Annotated in this window: 4 protein-coding genes; all 4 read right to left on the reverse strand. The window is 72.8% G+C overall.

Annotation, left to right across the window (positions count from 1 at the left end; all coding sequences use genetic code 11):
- A partial coding sequence (locus PINTE_RS24680; protein ID WP_245643090.1) for a translation initiation factor IF-2 N-terminal domain-containing protein occupies positions 1-274 on the reverse strand: 274 nt, incomplete at its 3' end.
- A 205-nt stretch (positions 275-479) separates the two neighbouring features.
- Positions 480-722 (reverse strand): YlxR family protein, encoded by a 243-nt coding sequence (locus PINTE_RS20790; RefSeq protein WP_245643091.1) that lies wholly within the window; start codon positions 720-722, stop codon positions 480-482.
- 169 nt (positions 723-891) lie between these two features.
- On the reverse strand, positions 892-2052 hold the full coding sequence (gene nusA / locus PINTE_RS20795) for a transcription termination factor NusA (protein WP_169798591.1): 1161 nt from the start codon (positions 2050-2052) through the stop codon (positions 892-894).
- Entirely contained in the window at positions 2052-2666 is a 615-nt protein-coding gene (gene rimP, locus PINTE_RS20800) for a ribosome maturation factor RimP (RefSeq protein WP_068434412.1), read from the reverse strand. The genes nusA and rimP overlap by 1 nt, the downstream gene beginning before the upstream one ends.
- Between the last annotated feature and the right edge of the window lie 375 nt (positions 2667-3041).

The raw sequence follows: 3041 nt of genomic DNA on the forward strand, positions 1-3041 counted from the left end.
GACCGCCGCGGGCCGGTGACGGACCGGGCGTGGGACGCCCGGGTGCGGACGGTTTGGCGCCGCGCGCACGCGGCGGAGCGGGCGTGGCGTCCGCGCCGGCGGACTTGCCGGCAAGTTCGGCGGGGAAGCTCTCGCGGATCTTGCGGACCACCGGCGGCTCGATCGTCGAGCTGGCCGAGCGGACGAATTCCCCTTGGTTCTTCAGATGGTTGAGCAGGGTCTTGCTCTCGATTCCGAGCTCCTTCGCGAGCTCGTAGACCCGGACCTTAGCCACTTCTCTCCTCGTCTACGGTCCGGGCTGCGAAGTCGACCTGCTCACTGCAGTGCTGGGCAGAACGGACCGTGTTCAGTGCTGGGTGATGCTCATTGCCGAGTACTCATCGGATGCTCATCAGCGTCAAACCTGCTTTCGGTCGTGTTGCCCGACGCGGCCCGTCTGGTCGCGGCGGTGTGCTCGGTCGGTGCGTCTCGATCGCCGGTCACGCCTGCGGTGAGGCGGCCAGGTACTCCCGGATCGGGCTCACGTCGAGCGCCGCGGAAACCCGCAGCGCCCGGGCGAACGCCCGACGCCGAACCGCCTGGTCGAAGCACTCCTGACTCGGGTGGAGCCAGGCGCCACGGCCGGCGAGCCGGCTCCGGGGATCGGGTGTCACCCGGAGCGGGGCCGCACCGTCTCCGCGCGCGGCGGAGGTGGTGTCGGCCTGCGCCGCGGCGAGCACCACACGCAACAGAGCCGATCGCTCGTCACGGCGGCGACAGCCCACACACGTGCGCACCGGGGGCGTCGAGGAACCCCGCGGGATCGGGGGGTTCACGTCGTCGAACCAGGGAGGCGCGAGCGCGGGCAGCACTCACCGTGACCGAACGGTCGCCACCATTCTAGCGCGCTCGTCACCGATGCGTGCCACCCGCTGTCGCATCACCGGGACGACCGGTGCGCGGCGGGCGCGCTTGCTGACCAGCGGAACCGCGCGCGGCCCCGGCTCCACCCGCGGCCGTGCCCCGCGCACCGGCCCCGGCACCCGCAGCACCACCGGCACCCGCAGCACCCGCAGCATCCCCGGCACCCGCGGCATCGGTGTCGGGGCGGATGTCGATGCGCCAACCGGTGAGCTTGGCGGCGAGCCGGGCGTTCTGCCCCTCCTTGCCGATGGCCAGGGACAGCTGGTAGTCCGGCACGATGACCCGCGCGGCGCGGGCCGCCGCGTCGACCACCTCGACCGAGGAGACCCGCGCGGGCGACAGGGCCGCGGCGACGAAGCTCGCGGGGTCGCTGGAGTAGTCGACGATGTCGATCTTCTCGCCGCGCAGCTCCGCCATGACGGCGCGCACCCGCTGCCCCATCGGTCCGATGCAGGCGCCCTTGGCGTTGACGTCCTTGAGGGTGGAGTGCACGGCGATCTTCGTGCGGTGGCCCGCCTCCCTGGCAAGCGCGGCGATCTCGACGGTGCCGTCGGCGATCTCGGGCACCTCGAGGGCGAACAGCTTGCGCACGAGGTTGGGGTGCGTGCGCGAGAGCCCGATCTGCGGGCCGGACGGGCCGCGCTTGACCGACACGACGTAGCAGCGCAGCCGCTCGCCGTGGGCGTACCGCTCGCCCGGCACCTGCTCGGAGGTGGGCAGCAGGCCCTCGACGGTGCCGAAGTCGACGAGCACACCGCGGCCCTGGCTCTGTTGGATGACGCCGGTGACGATGTCGCCCTCGCGGCCCTTGAAGTCGCCGAGGATCGCGTCGTCCTCGATGTCCCGCAGCCGCTGCAGGATCACCTGCCGCGCGGTCGAGGCCGCCACCCGACCGAAACCCTCTGGGGTGTCGTCGAATTCCGGACCGGGTTCGCCGCGGGTGCCGTCGTCGGCGACCTGCGGGTCTTCGCGGGCCCACACGGTGACGTGCCCGGTCTTGCGGTCGAGCTCCACGCGGGAGTGCCGGTAGGAGCCATCGGTGCGCTGATAGGCCAGCAGCAGAGCCTGCTCGATCGCGGGCACGATGACGTCGAGCGGCACGTCGCGCTCGCGTTCGAGGGCGCGCAGCGCGGCCAGGTCGATGTCCATCAGTCCTCCTGCTCTTCGCTGTGCGGATCGGTGTCGGCGTCGAGGTCGTCGTTCTCGGGGGCGCCCGGCCGGTTGAACTCCACCTGCACCTGGGCCCGGCTCAGCGCGGCGTACTCGACGAACTGCTCGCCCGGATCGTTCCCGGAGCCGGTGTGCCCGGCGGGCCCCGTCGGCCCGGAACCCGTCGCGCCGCTGAGCCGCACGCCGTCGGCTCCGGCGGCGGCGATGCGCCCGGTGACCTCACCGCCGTCGCGCAGCTGCGCGGTGACGAGGCGACCGACGTTGCGCCGGAAGTGCCGCGGTTGCGTCAGCGGGCGCGACAGCCCCGGCGAGGTCACCTCCAGCACGTACGGCGCCGGACCCATCGCGTCCGAGGACTCCAGGGAGGCGTCGATGAGCCGGGTCGCGTCGGCGACGGTGTCGAGCGCCACCGGCTCCACCGGGGTGGTCTCGTCGCCCGGGTCGAGGGACGACAGGTCGTCGTCGACGGCGATGCGCACCAGCCGACGCTTGCCGGCGCGTTGGACGACGAGGTCGTCCACCACGAGGCGCAGCGGCGCCACCGCCTCCTGCGCCTCCTGCAGCACCTGCTGCTGGAGCGTCCGCTCGCTCATCGACCTGCCTCCTGTCGACGCCCTCTGCGGCCGCCGTATTCATCTGCCGTCTGTCGTTGTGCGCCGCACGCGTGCGGCGCAAGCCCGGGTGGACTCGGCGACCACTGTAACCAGAGGCTCACCCGGCGCCGCCAGCGTGCGGGAGCCGGGCGCCCCGCCGAGCCGCGCCCGTCGTCGCTCTGGCCGGGCGCGCCGGGAAGCTGCGCGGCCGCGTACCGGCGACGCACCGGCAACGCACCGGGCGGCGCCTGAACCGGATGGCTGCACACATCGGTCATCATCGGGTCATGGCCTCCTGCCCGATCTCACCAGAGCGCGGGTCCGACGGCGAATCCCTCTCGCACAGTGACATTTCCGCCGCCGTTCCGGCCAGGC

This window comes from Piscicoccus intestinalis NBRC 104926 (genome assembly GCF_001515525.1).
GTDB classification, from domain to species: domain Bacteria; phylum Actinomycetota; class Actinomycetes; order Actinomycetales; family Dermatophilaceae; genus Kineosphaera; species Kineosphaera intestinalis.